This window comes from Streptomyces sp. W16 (assembly GCF_033194735.1).
In the GTDB taxonomy this organism is placed as follows: Bacteria; Actinomycetota; Actinomycetes; order Streptomycetales; family Streptomycetaceae; genus Streptomyces.
In genome coordinates, this window is record NZ_JAWOAI010000767.1 from 1 (window position 1) to 3,522 (window position 3,522).

At 71.2% G+C, this 3,522-nt stretch carries 4 protein-coding genes; 1 reads left to right on the plus strand and 3 read right to left on the minus strand.

The window, feature by feature from the left end:
- From R6V09_RS48840 to R6V09_RS48850, 3 genes are all read right to left on the minus strand, one after another.
- The coding region (locus R6V09_RS48840; protein ID WP_317887889.1) for a serine hydrolase domain-containing protein at nt 1–797 on the minus strand (797 nt) is incomplete at its 3' end.
- Between the two features lie 98 nt (nt 798–895).
- Nucleotides 896–1,300 carry a nuclear transport factor 2 family protein gene (locus R6V09_RS48845; RefSeq protein WP_317887890.1) on the minus strand — a complete coding sequence of 135 codons (405 nt, stop codon included), beginning with the start codon at nt 1,298–1,300 and terminating at the stop codon, nt 896–898.
- Nucleotides 1,301–1,316: 16 nt separating this feature from the next.
- Nucleotides 1,317–2,285: an acetylxylan esterase gene (locus tag R6V09_RS48850; protein WP_317887891.1), complete on the minus strand. Its 969-nt coding sequence runs from the start codon at nt 2,283–2,285 to the stop codon at nt 1,317–1,319.
- Between the two features lie 103 nt (nt 2,286–2,388).
- Here R6V09_RS48850 and R6V09_RS48855 point away from each other — a divergent pair.
- On the plus strand, nt 2,389–3,522 hold a 1,134-nt coding region (locus R6V09_RS48855; protein ID WP_317887892.1), incomplete at its 3' end, for an amidohydrolase family protein.

Here is a 3,522-nt window from a genome sequence, read left to right on the forward strand (position 1 = left end):
CCGTGGCCGTTCGCCGCCGGGATCTCCGCGGCGCGCCACTCCGCGGTGTTGGCCTCGGCCGCGCCCGCGATCGGGTTGGTCAGCGCGGCGATCGCGGCGGGTGCCAACTGGCTGAAGATCGCGGTCTGTTCACTGCTCGACGCGGCGGGCGGATGCACCAGCTCGGCCGCCCGGCCGGCCTCCTTCTCCGGCAGCCCGATGGTGAAGTCGATCCCGAGCGGGCCGGTGACCTCCCGCTCCAGGAAGGCCCCCGGGAGCAACCCCGAGACCCGGCGCACCACTTCGCCGACGAGGAAGCCGTAGGTGAGCGCGTGGTACCCGGACCGCGTCCCCGGCTCCCACCAGGGCTCCATGGCGGCGAGCCGACGGGTCGTCAACTCCCAGTCGTAGAGCTGCGCGAGAGAGTGCGGCTCGCGCAGGCCCGCCAGTCCGGCGCGGTGCGACAGCAGGTGTCGTACGAGAACGTTCTCCTTGCCGGCGGCGGCGAACTCCGGCCAGTACGTGGCCACCGGGGCGTCGAGGTCGAGCAGCCCCCGGTCGGCGAGGATGTGGGCGCACAGGGCCACCGGGCCCTTGGTCGTGGACCACACGTTGACCACCGTGTCCCGCTCCCAGGGGCGGGTCCGTGCCGCGTCGGCCCAGCCGCCCCACAGGTCGACCACGGTCTCGCCGTCCAGCGTGACGGTCACGGCGGCGCCCAGTTCGTCCCGGTCCCGGAAGTTCTCCTCGAACGCCGTGCGCACCGCCGTGAAGCGGGCGTCGCAGTGGCCGTCGATGGCTGGCTGCTGCTCGGACATGGTGCCTCCGTGGTCCGCCGTGAGTCCGGGCCGCGACGCTGCGACCCGGACCCCCCGAACATACCGACTGGTCGGACTGGGTGGAAGGTGTCGTATGTTCAATTGAAGAACAGCGTCCCCGAAGGCTCCCGGTGACCTGGTTCCGTGTGCCAGTAGTCGCGGGTCTCGGTGGCCAGCCCGGCCTCGTCGAAGCGCACGAAGACACAACCGGCGAGCGTGCACGGCTCGCCGTCCTCGACCGACCACACACGGAACTCCGCGACAGCAACGCCCTGTTGGCCGACGACCGGCGCCGAGAACCGCACGTCGCTCACCTGCTCCGCCGCGAACGACCAGCGCAGATACACGGCCAACTCGGCCCGCCCGCGGTGCGGTTCACGGAACGGCATCGAGCGGTGGACGCAGTCGTCGGCGTACAACTCCAGCAGCGCGTCCACATCGTGCCCGGCCCAGGCCCGCGCCCAGACGCGCACGAAACGCTCGGCGGCCTCATGCGTGGTCATGTCCATACGGCACCCCTCAGACGTACGACCGCAGCCAGTCCAGCTTGACCGCCTCCTGGTAAGGGCCGCCGCCCTCATGGTCGTTGAAGTCGTACACCTCGATCCGCTTGTCCTCGTGCGCCCAGGCGTTGAACGCGGCGAACACGGTGGAGGGCGGGCAGGTCTGGTCCTCCAGGCCGGTCGAGAAGAGGGCGGGGGCGCGGCCACGGGCCGCGAAGTTGACGCCGTCGAAGTACGAGAGCGTGCGCAGCACGTCCTCGGTGCGGCCACGATGGGTCTTCAGATAGTTGCCGATCTCCCGGTACGGGTCGCGGTCCGTGAGGGTCGCGGCGCGCGGGTAGTCGCACAGGAACGGGACGTCCGGCGCGATCCCGGCCAGGTCGCCGACCAGCCCGCCCACGGCGACAGTGATGCCGCCGCCCTGGCTCGCGCCGACCGCCACCGTGCGCGCGGGATCGACCGACGGGTGCGAGCGGGCCGCCTCGACGGCCCTCACCCCGTCCGTGAACACCCGGCGGTAGTAGTAGTTCTCGGGGGCGTCGATGCCCCGGGTCATGAAGCCGGGATACGCGGGCGCGCCGCCCACCGGGTCCGGAGTGCCCCCGCCACCGCCCCACGCGCTGCCCTGACCACGCGTGTCCATGATGAAGTGCGCACGGCCCGTCGACGCCCACAGCAGGTTCTCGTGCGGGAGGCCGCGCCCGCCGCCGTAACCGACGAACTCCACGACCAGCGGCAGGGGTTGGGCCGCGTCGGCCGGCAGCCGCAGCCAGCCCTTCACCGGGTGACCGCCGAACCCGGCGAACGTCACGTCGTACACCCGCACCGTGGACAGCCCCGTGTCGACCGGCTCGAAGCGGGCGTCGAGATCGTGCTCGCGGGCCTCCCGGAGGGTCTTGGACCAGAAGGCGTCGAAGTCCTCGGGCGCGGCGGACTCGCTGCGGTACTCACGGAGTTCGTCGAGCGGAAGGTCGAACAGGGCCATCGATGACCGCCTTTGTGAAGGGTGACCGCGGATGATCGCACCGTACGTGTGACATCGGAGGACTCGCCAGGCCTGTGCGGCGCCCCGCGCCTACCATGTCGGCATGTCATCAGCCGTGGATCTGCTGGTCAAGGACGCCGAACTGCTCGTCGTGGACGGTGGGCGGGAGATCCCGGGTGGCTGGGTCGCCGTCACGGGTGGTCGGGTCACCGCCGTCGGCGCGGGAGGGTCCGAGCCCGAAGCCGCTACGACCGTCTCGGCGACCGGGCGGCTCGTCACCCCGGGCCTGATCAACACCCATCACCACATCTACCAGAACCTCACCCGCTCCTACGCGCCCGCCGTCAACGGCACCCTCTTCGACTGGCTGACCACGCTCTACCCGCTGTGGGCGAGCCTCGACGAGGAGGCCGCATACGTATCGGCGTACGTCGGTATGGCAGAACTCCTCATGGGCGGCTGCACCGCATCCTCCGACCACCTCTATGTGCATCCACGCCCCTACCTGGTCGACGCCGAGATCCGCGCCGCCCGTGACATCGGCTTCCGCTTCCACGCGACACGCGGTTCGATGACCCGCTCCGTCGAGGACGGGGGACTGCCGCCCAGGAGCGTCACCCAGAGCACCGACGAGGTGCTCGCCGACAGCGAGCGGCTGATCAAGGCCCACCACGACCCGGAACCCGGCGCGCTGATCCGGGTCGCGCTCGCACCCTGCTCGCCGTTCTCGGTCACCAAGGACGTGATGACGGCGACCGCGGAACTCGCCGAGCGGTACGACGTACGGCTACACACCCACCTCGCCGAGGACCGCGACGAGGACACCTACTGCCTGGAGACCTACGGCTGCCGGCCCGTGGAGTACTTCGAGGACACCGGGTGGATGAGCGACCGCACCTGGGTCGCGCACTGCATCTACCCGAACGACGACGAACTGCGGCGCCTCGCCGCCGCGGGTGTCGGTGTGGCGCACTGCCCCAGCTCCAACATGCTGATCGGCGGCGGCACGGCGCGGGTGAAGGAGATGCGCGAACTCGGCCTGCCCGTCGGCATCGGCTGCGACGGCTCCGCCTCCACCGACCACGCCTCGCTCTGGATGGAGACCCGCGGCGCGTTGCTGCTGGGCCGCTACCGGGGCGGACCCGGGGCGATGACCGCGCGCGACGCCCTCGACATCGCGACCCGGGGCTCGGCACGCTGCCTGGGCCGCGCCGACGAGTTGGGACACCTGCGGCCG